General features: G+C 40.9%; 14 protein-coding genes. All 14 read right to left on the bottom strand.

Translation table 11 applies throughout. The features are described 5' to 3' along the window. Positions 1 to 44: 44 nt before the first annotated feature. The 14 genes from IGK77_RS06430 to purM all read right to left on the bottom strand — a co-directional run bounded on the left by IGK77_RS06430 (position 45) and on the right by purM (position 16,413). Positions 45 to 812: an inositol monophosphatase family protein gene (locus tag IGK77_RS06430; protein WP_074799747.1), complete on the bottom strand. Its 768-nt coding sequence runs from the start codon at positions 810 to 812 to the stop codon at positions 45 to 47. Between the two features lie 4 nt (positions 813 to 816). Further along, the gene (locus IGK77_RS06425) at positions 817 to 1,092 is read right to left on the bottom strand and encodes a UPF0223 family protein (RefSeq protein WP_074799702.1); all 276 of its coding nucleotides are present in this window, start codon (positions 1,090 to 1,092) and stop codon (positions 817 to 819) included. Between the two features lie 168 nt (positions 1,093 to 1,260). Then, a complete protein-coding gene (gene lpdA / locus IGK77_RS06420) occupies positions 1,261 to 2,667 on the bottom strand; it encodes a dihydrolipoyl dehydrogenase (RefSeq protein WP_010735668.1) in 1,407 nt (468 codons plus the stop codon). Between the two features lie 7 nt (positions 2,668 to 2,674). Beyond that, the gene (locus tag IGK77_RS06415) at positions 2,675 to 4,327 is read right to left on the bottom strand and encodes a dihydrolipoyllysine-residue acetyltransferase (RefSeq protein WP_074799703.1); all 1,653 of its coding nucleotides are present in this window, start codon (positions 4,325 to 4,327) and stop codon (positions 2,675 to 2,677) included. A 24-nt stretch (positions 4,328 to 4,351) separates the two neighbouring features. Further along, positions 4,352 to 5,329, bottom strand: coding sequence for an alpha-ketoacid dehydrogenase subunit beta (locus tag IGK77_RS06410; RefSeq protein WP_010735670.1), 978 nt, complete (start codon positions 5,327 to 5,329; stop codon positions 4,352 to 4,354). Positions 5,330 to 5,331: 2 nt separating this feature from the next. Beyond that, positions 5,332 to 6,441 (bottom strand): pyruvate dehydrogenase (acetyl-transferring) E1 component subunit alpha, encoded by a 1,110-nt coding sequence (gene pdhA / locus IGK77_RS06405; protein WP_010735671.1) that lies wholly within the window; start codon positions 6,439 to 6,441, stop codon positions 5,332 to 5,334. A 518-nt stretch (positions 6,442 to 6,959) separates the two neighbouring features. Next, the gene (locus IGK77_RS06400) at positions 6,960 to 8,396 is read right to left on the bottom strand and encodes a PLP-dependent aminotransferase family protein (RefSeq protein WP_074799704.1); all 1,437 of its coding nucleotides are present in this window, start codon (positions 8,394 to 8,396) and stop codon (positions 6,960 to 6,962) included. Between the two features lie 111 nt (positions 8,397 to 8,507). After that, positions 8,508 to 9,485 carry a GMP reductase gene (guaC, locus tag IGK77_RS06395; protein WP_074799705.1) on the bottom strand — a complete coding sequence of 326 codons (978 nt, stop codon included), beginning with the start codon at positions 9,483 to 9,485 and terminating at the stop codon, positions 8,508 to 8,510. A 239-nt stretch (positions 9,486 to 9,724) separates the two neighbouring features. Continuing rightward, on the bottom strand, positions 9,725 to 10,846 hold the full coding sequence (locus IGK77_RS06390; protein WP_074799706.1) for a hypothetical protein: 1,122 nt from the start codon (positions 10,844 to 10,846) through the stop codon (positions 9,725 to 9,727). A 105-nt stretch (positions 10,847 to 10,951) separates the two neighbouring features. Beyond that, complete coding sequence (locus tag IGK77_RS06385; protein WP_071867129.1) at positions 10,952 to 11,866, bottom strand: aldo/keto reductase; 915 nt, start codon at positions 11,864 to 11,866, stop codon at positions 10,952 to 10,954. Between the two features lie 118 nt (positions 11,867 to 11,984). After that, positions 11,985 to 13,250: a phosphoribosylamine--glycine ligase gene (gene purD, locus IGK77_RS06380; RefSeq protein ID WP_074799707.1), complete on the bottom strand. Its 1,266-nt coding sequence runs from the start codon at positions 13,248 to 13,250 to the stop codon at positions 11,985 to 11,987. A 15-nt stretch (positions 13,251 to 13,265) separates the two neighbouring features. Continuing rightward, entirely contained in the window at positions 13,266 to 14,798 is a 1,533-nt protein-coding gene (gene purH / locus IGK77_RS06375) for a bifunctional phosphoribosylaminoimidazolecarboxamide formyltransferase/IMP cyclohydrolase (RefSeq protein WP_074799708.1), read from the bottom strand. Further along, positions 14,795 to 15,373 (bottom strand): phosphoribosylglycinamide formyltransferase, encoded by a 579-nt coding sequence (purN, locus tag IGK77_RS06370; protein ID WP_074799709.1) that lies wholly within the window; start codon positions 15,371 to 15,373, stop codon positions 14,795 to 14,797. The genes purH and purN overlap by 4 nt, the downstream gene beginning before the upstream one ends. Continuing rightward, entirely contained in the window at positions 15,370 to 16,413 is a 1,044-nt protein-coding gene (purM, locus tag IGK77_RS06365) for a phosphoribosylformylglycinamidine cyclo-ligase (protein WP_074799710.1), read from the bottom strand. Before purM ends, purN begins: the two co-directional genes overlap by 4 nt. Between the last annotated feature and the right edge of the window lie 18 nt (positions 16,414 to 16,431).

The following is a 16,431-nucleotide window of genomic DNA, read 5'->3' as shown; positions in this document are numbered from 1 at the left end:
TATAAGAGCTATTTGATAGGCATATCTCAAACTCAGAAAAATAATCAGTCCAGTTGAAGCATGTCTAGTATGGTCTCATAGGCTGTTGGCGTTGCGGCTAAATAATATTCTCTGCCACTGAAAGTCAATGGCGCACCGGAAAACCCACTATATCGCATACCGAACTCTTCCAAAAGAACATTGCCAGCTGCGTAATCCCAGGGACTTAGATTAGAGATATAGCCGATGTGGTTTCCTTTTAACATCGCAATCAATTCTAAGCCTGCACAGCCACACATCCGAACGCCGATACTTTGTTCACCAATCGCATGGATATTGAATCGATCGTGACCGAAGAGATAGCTATTGATTGCTATTAATCCTTTATCTAATGGAAGGTCTTGCGGTTGTGGTAATTTCACATCATTTTTGTAAACACCGATCGTTTTACCGCCCCAGTATAATTCATCTCGCATGACATCATAAATGAATCCTAGCTGTCCCACTCCATCTTCGTAATAAGCAAGCATGATACAAAAATTTTCTCCTTGTACCACGAAGTTCAACGTACCATCGATGGGATCAATAATAAAGACTTGACCACTCAAATCAGATAAGTTGTTGTATCCTTCTTCTTCTGCCAAAATTTTTGCTTGAGGATAGGCAGAATGGATTTTATTGATCAGAAATGCTTGAATTTCTCGATCCATGTTTGTCACTAGATCTTTACGATTTGTTTTTTCTGCGACTGTTAGTTGATCATTTTGTGCATGAAGGATCTTTTCTTTTGCTGCTACCAACCAGCCAATTATTTCCTCAATCATTTTCTCCATCGTCTCACCCATTCATTTTTAGCATTTTGTTGGAGTTCTTCTTTGCCTCTTGAATAGTACGGTATAGCGAATAGCCAGAAGCTTTTTCAAATTCGCGTCCTAATCGTTTTTCTTCTCCGATCGATTTGATCACTGTTTTGAATTGTTGATAGGTTGTTAGAAATTCCTGATTATTGATCCCTTGTTCATTCGCTTTTTCGAGGGCCTCCCACATGTTCATCACGATGACCATTTCTTCAGTGGTCCAGTCCAAGTCTAATGGATATTGATACTCATTCATAGATATTATCTCCTATTCTATTCATCCCTTTCAGTTTATCATAGAAATAAGACTTCTTCCAAGTGGTTTTGCTCTATTTTAGTTTACATAATAATTTTATAGTCGCTATTTAGAGTATAAAAAAACACAACTCTCTCTTCTCAGAGAAAGTTGCATTTAGTTGAATGATTAAATATGAATCGGTAAGCCTAAAGCTAATTCAGCTGCGTCCATTGTGATCTCACCTAAAGATGGATGTGGATGGATCGTCAACGCGATATCTTCAGCGTTCATACCTGATTCGATTGCCAAAGCAAGTTCAGAAACCATATCACTCGCTCCAACTCCACCGATTTGCGCACCGATGATGACATTGTCTTCATTGGTTGTCACTAACCGGATAAAGCCTTCTGTTTTACCTAATGATAATGCACGACCATTCCCAGAGAATGGGAATTTATAAGCAGTTGCTTCTAGTCCGGCTTCTTTTGCTTCTTTGATCGTCATCCCTACTGATGCTAATTCAGGATCAGTAAAGGCAACAGCTGGCATAGCTTTGTAATCAACGGCTACTTTTTTGCCAGAGATTGCTTCTGCGGCGATTTTTGCTTCATAGCTTGCTTTATGTGCTAAAGCAGCGCCTGGAACGATGTCGCCGATTGCAAAGATGTTAGGTACGTTTGTACGTCCTTGATTATCAACTGGGATCAAGCCACGTTCACCGATTTCAACACCAGCTTGTTCTAAGCCCATGTCTTCAGTATTCGGACGACGTCCAACAGTGACCATCACGTAGTCAGCTGTTACTGATTCTTCTTTTCCGTCTACTGCATATTTTACAGTTACGCTATCACCATTGTCGATTGATTCTTTAGCCATGGCATTTGTAATGACTGTTACGCCTTTTTTCTTGAAGTCATCTTCCACTAATTTCACCAAGTCTTTTTCATACGTAGGTAAAATTTGTGGTGAACCTTCAAGGATCGTTACTTCAGAACCTAAGTTTGCGTAAGCCGCACCAAGTTCAGCACCGATTACCCCGCCGCCGATGATGACGAATTTCTTAGGAACTTCTGTTAGGCTCAATCCACCTGTAGAATCTAAGACACGACCACCAAATTTGAATCCAGGGATTTCAATTGGACGAGAACCTGTTGCAACGATAGCATGGTTGAATGAATACGTTTGAGCAGAATCCGGATGGATCACACGTAATGTATGATCATCTACGAAGAATGCTTCGCCTTCGATCGTTTCAACTTTGTGTTTTTTCAACAAGTAGCCGACACCTGAAGTCAATGTTTTCACTACTTTGTTGTCTTTCCACTCTTGTGTTTTTGTAAAATCAAGTGAGACATTTTCACTTGTTACACCAAACATCGATGAATCAAGTGATTCTTGATAATGATGACCTGCTGCGATCAACGCTTTAGAAGGAATACAACCAACGTTCAAACAAACGCCGCCGATATATTCTCTTTCAATGATCGCTACTTTTTGGCCCATTTCAGCAGCGCGGATGGCAGCGACATAGCCGCCAGGTCCCGCACCGATTACAACTGTATCTAATTCAACAGCAAAATCTCCAACTACCATTTGTTTCTCATCCTTCCATCATTAATAGCTCTGGATCAGCTAATAAACGTTTGATGTTATTCATTGCTTGTTGTGCTGTCGCACCATCGACGATTCGGTGATCGAAACTCAATGATAATTTCATCACACGGCCAACAACGATTTCTCCTTCAGCATTGACGATTGGTTGTTGGGCAATTGTTCCTACACCTAGGATTGCTACTTCAGGGTAGTTGATTACTGGTGTGAACCAGCCGCCGCCAACTGAACCAATGTTACTGATCGTGATCGTTCCATTACGCATATCGTCTGCCGCTAGTTTGCCATCATGTGCAAGTTTTGCTTTCTCGTTGATTTCGTCTGCGATCGCAAACATTCCTTTACGGTCAGCATCTTTCACGTTTGGCACATACAAACCATGGTCTGTATCTGTTGCGATACCGATATTGTAATAGTTTTTATAAACGATTTCTTGTTTTGCATCATCGATTGACGCATTCAAGATTGGGAATTTTTTGACTGTTGCAGTCAATGCTTTGACAACGTAAGGCAAGAACGTTAATTTCGTGCCGTTAGCAGCTGCCACTTCTTTGAATTTCTTACGGTTATCCCAAAGATTTGTTACTTCAACTTCATCATGTAAAGTGACATGAGGTGCTGTTTGTTTGCTGTTGACCATCGCTTTGGCAATTGCTTTACGTGTTGGTGTCAATGCCACACGTTCTTCTAGATCGCCTAAGTTTGATTTGAATGCTTTTGCTGGAGCAGCTTTTGTTTCAGCTGGTTTTTCAGCAGATGCTTCTGTCGGTGCAGCTGATTCAGCAGGTTTGCTTGCAGCTGCTGGAGCGCCTCCGCCAGATAAGAAGTTTTCAATATCTTCTTTTGTCACACGTCCGCCTTTTCCAGTTGCAGAAACTTGGCTGATATCCACGTCTTTTTCGCGAGCGAATTGACGAACAGATGGCATTGCTAATACGCGTTTATCTGGGTTTGCAGCTTCAGGGATACTTGAAGAACCTGAAGTTTCCACTTTTGCATCAGAAGTTGCTGCCGCTGGTTTGCTTGCAGGTGCACTATTGTGTCCTGGCGCGTCGATCTCAACCAATACGTCACCAACATTTGCGACTGTACCTTCAGAAACAACGATTGTTTTCACAGTCCCTGTTACTGGAGATGGAATTTCTTCCACTGATTTGTCATTTTGCACTTCTAATAATGTATCGTCTTCATTAATCGTGTCACCGGCTTTAACAAACCATTTAACGATTTCACCTTCTGCGATACCTTCACCGATATCAGGTAATTTGAATTGGAATACGCCACCTTCAGAAGCTTCTGCTGATGCAGATGAACTTTCTGTTGTTGGTTCAGCAGCAGGTGCTTCAGGTGTTTGCTCAGTAGCTGCCACGCCTTCGCTTCCGCTGTCTTCGTTTCCTTCATGTCCTGGTGCATCGATCTCAACTAATACGTCACCAACATTTGCGACTGTACCTTCTGGAACAACGATGCTTTTCACTGTTCCTGTCACTGGAGATGGAATTTCTTCCACTGATTTGTCATTTTGTACTTCTAATAATGTATCGTCTTCATTGATCGTATCGCCTGGTTGAACGAACCATTTAACGATTTCACCTTCTGCGATACCTTCACCGATATCAGGTAATTTAAATTGGTAAGCCATGGGTTTTTAACGTCCTTTCTTTCCTTAAAATTCTGCGATTTCTTTTACTTTTGCTTCGATGTCAGAAGCATTTGGCAACCAGATGTTTTCTGCTTGACCGAATGGGAAAACAGTATCTGGTGCAGAAACGCGTCCGATTGGTGCTTCTAATGAAAGAATTGCACGTTCAGAGATTTCAGAGATTACTTGAGTGCTTACGCCTGCTTGACGTTGTGCTTCTTGAACAACAACGACACGTCCTGTTTTTTCAACAGATTTGATGATTGTTTCAACATCTAATGGAGCAACTGTTCGTAGGTCAACGATCTCAACAGAGATACCTTCTTTTTCAAGATTATCTGCTGCCTTAATGGCTTCACGTACCATTGCACCGTAAGTGATGATCGATACATCTGTTCCTTCACGAGTCACTGCGGCTTTGTCTAAAGGCACTTCGTACGCTTCATCTGGCACTTCCTCACGGAATGAACGGTAAAGTTTCATATGCTCCAAGAAAACAACAGGGTCATTACTTCTAATAGAAGCAATCAATAATCCTTTTGCATCATATGGGTTTGATGGAATCACTACACGGATACCAGGAGATTGAGCAATCAATCCTTCTAAGTTATCTGAGTGTAATTCAGGTGTATGAACACCACCACCAAATGGTGAACGGATCGTTACTGGAATATTTCTTGTTCCACCCATACGGTATCTTGTACGAGCCATTTGTGCTACAACTTCATCCATTGCTTCAAAAATAAAGCCAAAGAATTGGATTTCAGGGACAGGACGAAATCCTTCAAGTGCTAAACCGAAACCTAATCCGGCAATACCTGATTCTGCTAAAGGAGTGTCAAATACGCGGTCTTCACCGAACTTTTCTTGCAATCCTTCAGTTGCACGGAATACGCCTCCGTTTTTGCCGACATCTTCACCAAAAACGAGTACGTTTTCGTCGTTTTCAAGTTCAAGTGCTAAGGCATCTGTGATTGCTTGAATCATTGTTTTTTGTGCCATGGTTATTTCGACTCCTTCGCTTCATAGATTGCAATTTGTTCTTTGATTGTTTGTGGTGTTTCTTCAAACATATTTTTCAAGAAATCTGAAACTTTTTGTTTTGGAACTTTATCTGCTTCAGCAATTGCTGCTTTGATTTCTTCTTTTGTTTGTTCAATGACTGCTTCTTCTTTTTCTTCGCTCCATAATCCTTTTTCAGTTAGGTATTTACGGAAACGGATCAATGGATCTTTTAATTGCCATTCATCATCAACGTCTTTTTCACGGTAACGCGTTGGGTCATCGCCAGATAATGTATGTGGACCGTAACGGTAAGTCAATGTTTCGATCAATACAGGTCCGTTACCAGAAACTGCCCAGTCACGTGCCATTTTTGAAACAGTATATACAGCTAATGGGTCCATACCATCCACTTGGATACCTGGGATACCAGCTGCTACTGCTTTTTGCGCTAATGTTTTTGCTGCTGTTTGTTTTTCACGAGGTGTTGAAATCGCAAATCCATTGTTTTGGATGTAGAATACAGCATTCGCATGGTAAGCTCCAGCAAAGTTGATTGCTTCATAGAAGTCACCTTGAGAAGAACCGCCATCACCTGTATAAGTGAAAACAACATTTTTCTTGTTACGTTTTTTAAGTCCTAATGCAACACCTGCTGCTTGGACGTATTGTGCACCAATGATGATTTGTGGTGGTAGAGCTTTCAATTCTTCTGGGTAGAAGTTTCCAGCTGCATGTCCACGAGACCATAGAAATGCTTGAGATAAAGGTAAGCCGTGTTTGATCAATTGTGGAACATCACGGTAACCTGGTAATAGTACATCTTCTTTGTCAAAAGCGAATGCACTAGCTAATTGACTTGCTTCTTGTCCAGCAGTAGGAGCAAAAAATCCTAAACGTCCTTGACGGTTCAATGCTGTTGAGCGTTGATCCAATACACGAGACCAAACCATGCTAGTCATCAATTCTACTAACTCTTCATCTGTCAAATCTGGAACAAGATCAGGGTTTACTACTTTCCCATCTTGATCAAGTGCTTGGTATACCGGAAAATCTGAATTGACTTCTTCAAGCAACGCTTGGAAGTCGATAGGTGTTTTCTTGTTTGCCATTTATCACACATTCCTCTCTCATCTATAAGAAACTCTCTTCATTCCGCGGTTGAAACAGCGACGATATCTGTATCACTATTTCTCCGGCTTCACTAATAAATTATCACGTATTCCTCCGAAATACAAGCTTTAAGCATAAATTTTCACCATTAAAAAAAATTATAACAATCCCTATCTCTGTTAAAATAGTGAAGGTAATCACAAGATAGTAAGCGGTTTACATTTTTTCTAAAAAAACATAGAGATGTTTCTCCCCTTTTATAACAATCGTTTCTTTTCTGTATTCAAGTTGTTACAACCTTTTACCAGTCACTGTATTAATTTTTTTCTCGATAGTGAGTGATTACACAAATCACTTATCTTAATTTTATCCTTAACATAGGCTTTTTTACAAACAATAAGCCTGTACAACTACATATTTCTTTTGATTGACAGGCAATACGTCAACTTTTCCAGAAATTTCTTCACAAAATAAAAAAGAAAAGAAAAAATAACAAAAGTTACTCTTTCTTTTCTTGCTATTGCTTCTCTTTCTCTTCCAACCATGTTTGTAATTTGTCCATTCGTGAAGCGAATAGTGGCAGGTCATCAGGGCTCATACGGCTATAGTTGATTCTTAAACCGATGTCTTCGCCAAAAAGATAACCTGGCGCCACACCTAACCCCTCACGCAATAATCTTTCTGCTAATACCTTCGTGAACTTTTCACCCTCCCAAGTCAGCCAGCCATAGTATCCACCTGCAAGAGGGGCTAAATGAAAGAAGTCTTGCGAATCGACCCAACTACGTAAAAGCTGACTGTTCTTTTCTAGTCGTTGACACAGACTTGCCATGTTTTGGTCAAAAGAAGATTCAAAAACAGCAGTTGCGGCCATTTGTGTAAAGATACTCAAAGAGACATCCATCATTTTTTGTGCCTCAGACAATCGTTGGATCAAAATCGCTGGACCGACGATCCAACCAATTTTAGTCGTTTCCCCTAACAAGCGCGATAACGAACCGACATACAGCACATTTTCCGGATCAATTACATGGATCGGAGCGATCGAAGCTTTTTTTTCTGGAGAAAAGGCTAGATCTGCAAACACATCATCTTCTATGATCGGCAATTGGTATTTGCGGCACAGCGCGACTAAACGTTGGCGGCGTTCAGCTGCCATCACTGTACCTGTCGGATTTTGAAAATTTGGATTGACTAAGACCGCTTTGATCTTATGCTTATGAACGGCTTCTTCCAATTTCCCTAAATCAATCCCTTGATCATCCATTGGAATACCGAATAAGCGGGTACCAAGTGCTTTAAACAATGGCAAGCGGTAGAAAAAGGTTGGGGATTCCACCGCAACGGCATCTCCTACGGACAAAATCGTTTGTAAAATCAGGAAGATTGCTTGTTGTCCCCCACCCGTGATCAGCAATTGACTTTTTTTAAACGAAAATCCGTTATTTCTGATCAAGCGTTCTCTGATCTGCGCCATCAACGGTTGATACCCAAACACGGAAACGGCTTGTTCTTCTTTTAAGATACCTTCTAATGTATAATTGGGCATCTTCACATTAGGTAATACATCAAGCGGCATTTCACTTGAATATAAATCTAAAAAATCGGATTTCCGACTTGCATCTTTGACTTTTTCTCCGTAACTATCAACGATCTTATCGTATCTTGCAGAGATCAATTGACGCCAATCGATCCGTGGCTCTGAAAAATCACCCCAAGTCACCGAAGAAATAAACCGACCACTCCCTTGACGACTTTCCAATATCCCTAGTCCACGCAATTCATCTAACGCATGCACAACAGTCGTACGATTCACTCCAAAATAATCCGCAAATAGTCTTTCCGAGGGTAGTTTATCTCCTGGTTGCAATTGTCCATTTTCGATGTTCTTCAAGATTTGGTCCATAACTTGTTGGTAAACAGAACCTTTTTCTTTATTTATTTTCGTCCACATAACGATTCTCCAATTGTTTACTTTCTACTATTGTAACGTAGTTTTTACAGAAAGGAAAATGCCAAAAAAAGATTGGCAAGATTTCTCCTACCAATCTTCTAATCTTTTAAATTAAATCGTATCTCCGTTGAAAATAGAGTTTTTAACGATGACATAATCGACTTTACGAATTGATTCTAAGTCACGACCACCGGCATAAGAAATCGAAGATTGTAAGTCTTGTTGCATTTCAACTAACGTATCTTTCAGAGATCCTTTGTGTTGGATCCAGATTTTCTTACCTTCAACATTTTTCTTTTCGCCTTTTTGGAATTCAGAGGCTGATCCAAAATATTCTTTGTAAACGACGCCGTTCTCTACTTTTGTTTCTCCTGGTGATTCTTCGTGCCCTGCAAACAATGAGCCGATCATCACCATCGTCGCGCCAAAACGCACTGATTTCGCGACATCTCCAGGCGTACGGATGCCACCATCAGCAATGATGGGTTTACGGGCAGCTTTCGCGCACCATCTTAGTGCAGCTAATTGCCAACCACCAGTACCAAAACCAGTTTTGATTTTTGTGATACATACTTTTCCTGGGCCAATGCCGACTTTCGTTGCATCTGCTCCAGCGTTTTCCAATTCTCGAACGGCTTCTGGCGTCCCTACGTTCCCCGCAATGACAAACGTATCTGGTAAATGCTTTTTGATATGCTGGATCATCGCGATCACAGCATTTGAATGTCCATGGGCAATATCAATTGTAATATAATCTGGTACAAGCGATTTTTCTGCTAATTCTTCTACAAAAGCATACTCGTCCTTTTTCACGCCTACACTAATAGAAGAAATTAAATTTCTTGCTTTCATTTTTTCGATAAATGGGATTCGTGCTTTTTCTTCAAAACGATGCATGATATAGAAATAACCATTTTCAGCTAAAAATTCCGCAATCGTTTCATCAATGATCGTTTGCATATTTGCTGGTACAACCGGCATTTTAAATGTATGTGAACCTAATGTCACAGTTGTATCACATTCTGAACGGCTGTTTACGATACATTTATTAGGAATCAGTTGAATATCTTCGTAATCAAATACTTTCATCATATCGTCCTCTCGATTTCATATTCGCAAAAAACACGAACATTATCTGCTTTTTACGTGCTTATTTTTAGCACCTCAAGTAATTTAACGTAATTTCAATAAAAAATCAAGCTTTTTTGTTATAAAAAAGTTTCACTTTACCTTTAATTAAGTTTTCGTACAAAAAAAGCGAACGTTAAAAAAATGTTCGCTTTTTTTGATTTTACTTTACTTATTTGTTTGTGAAATCACAATGATTCCTAACGACTTTTTTCGTGGTTGCTTGTTGTTGGGCGATTTTGTTGGAAATCTCCCGCCATTTTTTTCGCACGATTCGCACGGTCGGCGAAAGAGCCTTGTGCTTTTAGCTGAGATACTTGTTGGAGTTTTCTGTCCGTCTGTACATGCTTATCTACATCAACTGTTCTTAGTACTCCTGCACCTAGACCACGTACATAATCGATCGCTGACAGCACTTTAGGAGTATAATATTCTTTGCTTATTGCTTTTAGATCAGTTAGTGCCTGACCACGCTGGTAATTCAAGCTTTTCAGCGTATGACTCCCATTGACATACTGCTCTTTCCCGTTGATTTGCGCTCTGGTCTCAAAAAGTTCTCCCTCTTTTTTATTTAAATGGATCAAACTTTCTGCGTAATTCAACATACTTGAATGTAGTGATTCGATCGAATTGATGACGGGTCCTGCAATATGTTCAATGGAATGATGCGATTCCAAGCCTCTTTTAAAATCCATTCGAAAATCAGGATTTTCTAAATCTTCACGATGCTTCAACACTTGTTTCGTTAAAGTTTTCAAATCATTTTTCCATTCATTTGATTCTTTATGTAGTACTTTAAATTCAGCTGACAAACGATCTTTACGTGTTTGTAACGTTTTTTTACTTAGGTTTAGATCAACCGATTGCGGAATCTTTGCTTCACCACGGGCGAAAGTGACATTCTGACCAAGGAAGGAAGTAATATTTGAAATCAATTGTTGAAACACCTTGGGATAAAACTGTTCATTTCGTTTTTCAAGCATGATTCTTGCCGAATTTTCCTGATAGCCCATTCTTTCGAAAGCCTTGCTTGGCTGAGAAAAGCCCGCATGTAGTTTTAATCGAATAGATTGGATATGCTTCTCCATTTTTTCCATCCGCATGGCGTTGGCTACCCACATTTCGATCTTATTTTCATAAGAATTGATTGGGTCGATAAGTTTTTTTGCTTGTGTTCCATTTTCAGGAAATTTATTCAATAAGTTATTTTGTTCTTTGATGATTTCATTATATAGTTTTTGTTGCGTTTTATGTAATGTACTAAAATCGGCGTATAAGTATTTTCTCTCATCTTGTAATAGTTTCCTTAACTGTTTATCCATTGATTCTCCTCTTTTCTTCGATACTGTTCATCGTTTTTCTATTTTTGTAAAAACCGACTCTCTTTCTCATAAAAAACAGAGAGTCGGCTAACGATATCTTTTATTTTATGGCAAAATGTTGCCAGCAGCACGATACAATGCATACCAATCTTCTCGTGTCATATCGATCATTGATGCTTTCGCGATTTCTTCAATCCTTGTCAGATTCATCGTTCCAGCGATCACTTGCATATTTGCAGGATGACGTAAGATCCATGCTGAAGCTAAACCGGTTGGTGTCGTCTGATATTTTTCTGCCAGTTCGTTTAACGACTGATTCAATTCCGGAAATTTTTCATTTCCAATGAATACACCTTCAAAGAAGCCATATTGATAAGGCGACCACGCTTGGATTGTCATCTCATGCAAACGAGAATAATCTAGGATACTGCCATCATGGTCAATACTTGCTTGATCCGTCATGTTCACATGGATTCCCTGATCGATCATTTCGGAATGTTTCAGACCAAACTGTAATTGATTTGCCAGTAACGGCTGTTTCACATATTTTTTCAATAACTCGATCTGCATTGGCTTTTGATTGCTCACACCAAAGAAACGAACCTTGCCAGATTGTTCCAACTCATCAAACGCTTCCGCCACTTCTTCGGGTTCAACGAGCGTGTCTGGACGATGAAGTAACAAGGCATCAACGTATTCCATATCTAATCGACGCAAGCTATCTTCAACCGATTGAATGATGTGTTTTTTTGAGAAATCAAACATCTTTCCTGGTACGATCCCGCATTTCGTTTGGATAAATAATTCATCACGTTTTAGCGAAGTTTTTGCTAACGCTTGAGCAAAAATTGTTTCACAGTCCCCACCACCGTAAATATCCGCATGGTCAAAAAAGTTGATGCCATTTTCAAAAGCTGTTTCAATCACTTTTTCAGGTTGCTCAGAACCATTCAACCGCATACAACCTAAAATGACGGAGGATACGAGCTGGTCAGAAGTCCCTAAACGAATCTTTTTCATCAAATCTCATCCTTTCTTACCAACTCGATTTTACCATAATCACCATGAAAAGGCTTCAAAAAAAATAAAACTATTTTTCCTATTCAGCAAAAAATAGTTTTATTTCTTTATTTAGATTTTACTTTTGTACCAAGGCTTTTGAGCCGACATCCGTCCGATAGAATGTATGATCAGTATTCTTGACTTTTAAAACCGAGTATATTTTTTCTTGCGCTTCCTCGATTGTCTGACCACTAGCCTCCACCAAATAGATCCGTCCTCCTGCACCTACCAATTCTTCTGCTCGTTCCTCTACTCCAGCATAATAGATGGACACATCTGGATCAGTTGAAAAATCTGGAAGTAAGGCGCCTTTTTGGTAGTTTTCTGGATAACCTTCCGCAGCAACGACTACCCCTAAGCAAAACCCTTCTGACTCCCATGATAACTCGACTGCCTTTCCTGATAATAGACGGTCAATGATTTCTGCTAGATCACTTTTGAGTTGCGGCAAGACGACTTGCGTTTCAGGGTCACCAAACCGAGCATTGAACTCGATTACTTTTGGTCCTTCTGCTGTGGCAATTAACCCTGCATATAAAATACCAGTAAACGGACGTCCTAGTTCCTTCATTCCTCGCACTGCGGGTTTCAGCACCTCTTCGACAGCTTGATCAACCATGGTTTGAGGGATTTGTGGTACAGGTGTATAGGCACCCATTCCACCGGTATTTGGACCTCTATCACCATTATACGCTCGTTTGTGATCTTGCGAGATCACCATGGGATAAACTTCTGTATCTCGGACAAAAGCAAGTAAAGAGAACTCTTCACCAGACAAGAACTCTTCCACAACGATTTGTTGCCCACTAGCACCAAATCGATTATGTTCTAGCATCTCTGAAGCGGCTTCGACAGCGGCTTCGAGGGTTTCTGCCACAACGACCCCTTTACCAGCAGCTAATCCGTCTGCTTTGATAACGATCGGTGCGCCTTTCGCTTCAATATATTTTCTTGCTTCAGCAAAACGGCTAAACGTTTGTGACTCTGCCGTAGGAATACCTTGACGTGCCATTAACTCTTTGGCAAAGCTTTTTGAACCTTCAATCAAGGCAGCTGCTTTAGTTGGACCAAAAATCGCTAATCCTTCCGCTTGAAAATCATCAACGATCCCATTGAGTAGAGGGATCTCTGGACCTACAAATGTCCAGGCGATTCCTTCAGATTGAACAAACTCGATCAATCCTTCATGTTCTGTTTCAGCAAGATTTACCAAACGAATCCCATCTTTTTTCATCCCTGCATTTCCAGGTGCGCAATACACCGCTTCGACTAACGGACTAGCTGCAAGTTTTTTACTGATTGCATGTTCTCGCCCGCCCGAGCCAATCACTAAACATTTCATTTTATTCGCTCCTTCTTAATGTCTAAAATGACGCACGCCGGTAAATACCATTGCGATACCATGCTTATTTGCCATATCGATTGAGGCTTGATCTTTGATACTTCCTCCCGGCTGGATGATTGCTTTGATGCCATGCTTCGCAGCGTATTCGACAGAGTCATCCATCGGGAAGTAAGCATCACTTGCAAGCGCAGCTGTTCCGGCTTTAGCACCAGCTTGTTCGATTGCAAGCTTGACCGAACCCACACGATTCATTTGACCGGCACCAATACCGAGGGTTTGCTGTTGATTTGCAACGACGATCGCATTTGATTTCACATGTTTGACTGCTTTCCAAGCAAAAGCCATCGCTGCTTGCTCTTCTTTTGTGGGTTGACGATCGGTGACTACGGTCCAACTTTCGGGTTCTTCCATTGCACGATCATCTTGTTGGATCAGTAAACCTCCTAAGACAGAGACCATTTCATTAGCATTTCCCTCCACATTTGAGAAATCGACTTGCAACAGACGGAGATTTTTCTTTGTTTTCAGTACAGCTAGCGCCTCTTCACTGTAACTAGGAGCGATAATGATTTCTAAAAATAATTGGGTCATTGCTTGTGCACTAACCAAATCGACTTCCCGATTCAATACGATAATACCGCCAAAGATCGATACCGGATCAGCAGCATAAGCTGCTTCCCACGCAGAGAAAATCGTCTCGCCACTTCCGATACCACATGGGTTCATATGTTTTAGCGCAACGACCGTTGGTTCCGTGAACTCTCTCATGATACGTAACGCAGCATCCGCATCACGGATATTATTGAAAGAAAGTTCCTTACCGTGCAATTGTACTGCACTTGCAATCGAGTAGCTCGATGGTAATGCCGCTTGATAAAACGCTGCTTCTTGATGGCTATTCTCACCATAACGAAGGTCTTGTTTACGCGTGTAGGTAAGTGTTAGATTCTCAGGTTCTTTCTCACCCACTGCCTCTGTGAGATATTGTCCGATCAAGGCATCATAAGCCGCCGTATGACGGAAAACTTTTGCTGCTAGTTTTCTGCGCGTCGCAAGAGTCGTGTAACCTTCTTGCTGGATTTCTGCTAAGACGATCGCATAATCAAGGGGATCAACGATGGCTGTTACGAAGGCATGGTTTTTTGCAGCACTTCGCAACATACTCGGCCCACCGATATCAATATTTTCGATTGCATCTGCTTCAGTCGTTTCGGGTTTTAGAATCGTTTCTTTAAACGGATAAAGATTGACACAGACAATATCGATCGGTTGGATAGCTTCTTTTTCCATCGCCGCCATATGGCTTTCACTATCTCGACGTCCTAATAATCCTCCGTGGATTTTCGGATGTAAGGTTTTTACTCGACCATCCATCATTTCAGGAAAACCAGTTACTTCTTCAATGGAGATAGTTTCGATTCCCGCTTCTTCTAAAGCAGTTTTTGTTCCGCCTGTGGAAATGATCTCTATACCGGCAGCACGCAGTCCTTTCGCAAAGTCAATGACCCCAGTCTTATCTGAAACACTTATTAACGCTCTTGTCATTTGTTTACATCTCCCATATTTACTATTTTTGCGATTACTTCTGGAAAGATCTGATGTTCGATTTGATGGATTTTTTGTTCCAATGTAGCTAATGTATCTTCTTTTTCGATTACTACTTTTTCCTGACGAATGATCGGTCCAGTATCCACACCACGATCGATATAATGGACAGTCACACCTGTTTCTGCCACGCCTGCTTCAAAAGCATCGCGAATCCCATGAAGACCTGGAAAATTTGGTAATAACGAAGGGTGGATATTGATCATTTTATTTTCGTAAATAGACAATAAACCTTCACCAACGATTCGCATATAGCCAGCCAATACAATCAGATCAATCTCTCGGTTTGCTAATTCTTCAAGGATCGCTTGTTCATAGTCCGCTTTTGATGCAAACTCTTTCGGTGAAAAACAGGTGCTCGGAACTTGCGCTTTTTTTGCCCGTTGTAAAACATAGGCATGTGGCTGATCACAAAACAACCACTCGATTGTCGCAGAAAGTCGGTTCTTTTTAAAATAATCGACCAGCGCTTGAAAGTTACTGCCATTTCCTGAAGCAAAGACGGCAATCTTCATTTTTTCCCCTCTGCGATCACGACTTTTTGCTCCTCAAAAGGTACGACTTGCCCGATTTGATAGACTTCTTCGCCAGATTTACGGATTTGATCAATGATTTCACTCGCATGTTCAGGAGCAACTGCAATGACCATTCCAATGCCCATGTTAAAGATCTCATACATTTCATGTGCAGGGATCTCACCATACTTTTGTAAACAATCGAAGACCGGTAAAACTGGCCAAGTGCCTAGATCGATGCTGGCAGCAACGTTTTCTGGCAACATCCGTGGAATATTCTCAATAAATCCACCACCTGTAATATGTGCGGCACCTTTGATCTTCTCTTCTTTGACTAATGGCAATAAAGTCGAAACATAGATTTTTGTTGGTTCAAGCAACACATCTGCCAAAGAGGAATCCAACCCTTCGATCGTTTCTTCTAATGAAAAACCATGCTGGTCAAAAAAGATTTTACGAACCAAAGAGTACCCATTGGAATGGATGCCACTAGAAGGCAAACCTAGCAAGATATCACCTGTTGTGATCGATTGACCAGTAATCAATTGCGCTTTTTCCGCGATCCCTACCGCAAAGCCTGCCAGATCATAATCGTCCCCTTGATACATGCCTGGCATTTCTGCTGTTTCGCCACCGATCAATGCCATGTTTGCTGAAACACAGCCAGCGGCAACGCCTGCTACGACTTTTTCTAAACGTTCTGGATCATTTTTACCTGTTGCCAAATAATCTAAAAAGTATAAAGGTTCTGCCCCTTGTGCCAAAATATCATTGACACACATTGCGACACAATCGATACCGATCGTTTCATGGCGATCTGCAGCAATAGCTACAGCTAACTTAGTACCCACACCGTCTGTTCCGGAAACTAAGACAGGTTCTTTTAATTGGAATCCACTAAGGTCAAAGCAACCACCAAATCCTCCTAATGCCCCCATCACACCGATTCTTTCTGTTTTCTTCACATGTTTTTTGATGCGATCCACGACTTCATAACCCGCTTCTACGTCCACACCCGCTTTTGCATAAGCATTACTCATTTGATTACTTGCTCCTTT

This window comes from Enterococcus sp. DIV0806c (genome assembly GCF_051710905.1).
Lineage (GTDB): Bacteria > Bacillota > Bacilli > Lactobacillales > Enterococcaceae > Enterococcus_B > Enterococcus_B mundtii.
This window is presented reverse-complemented; position numbering and strand designations above follow the sequence as displayed.